Annotated in this window: 1 pseudogene; it reads left to right on the forward strand. The window is 63.6% G+C overall.

The features are described 5' to 3' along the window. Positions 1-142: 142 nt before the first annotated feature. Positions 143-495, forward strand: a pseudogene (locus QWI17_RS08780) (hypothetical protein); the annotation flags it as partial.

Genomic DNA, 495 nt, shown 5'->3' on the forward strand with positions numbered 1-495 from the left:
GATTCATGGCGGCAACAAGGGCATGGTCGGCTGGACCCAGATCGGCTTCCCGGGCGCGCGCGCCGACTTCATGGACTGGGTGGAGCGCAACGAGCCGTACCCGTTCCCGGCTGTATCGATCCGCGGCGAGAGGGCCTGAGGCATGGCGACTGTTTTGAAAAAGGTGGATGCCGTCATTGTCGGTTTTGGCTGGTCGGGTGCGATCATGGCCAAGGAGTTGACCGAAGCCGGCCTGCAGGTGGTGGCCCTGGAGCGCGGGCCGATGCAGGACACCTACCCGGAGGGTAGCTACCCGCAGGTAATCGACGAGCTCACCTACAGCGTGCGCAAGAAGCTGTTCGTCGACGTGTCGAAAGAAACCGTCACCATTCGCCATAGCGTGAACGACGTGGCACTGCCCAACCGCCAACTGGGCGCCTTCCTGCCTGGCAAGGGCGTGGGTGGGGCAGGCTTGCACTGGTCGGGTGTGCATTTCCGGGTAGACCCGGTCGAGTT

It is taken from the genome of Gilvimarinus gilvus, from assembly GCF_030518155.1.
GTDB classification, from domain to species: Bacteria; Pseudomonadota; Gammaproteobacteria; order Pseudomonadales; family Cellvibrionaceae; genus Gilvimarinus; species Gilvimarinus gilvus.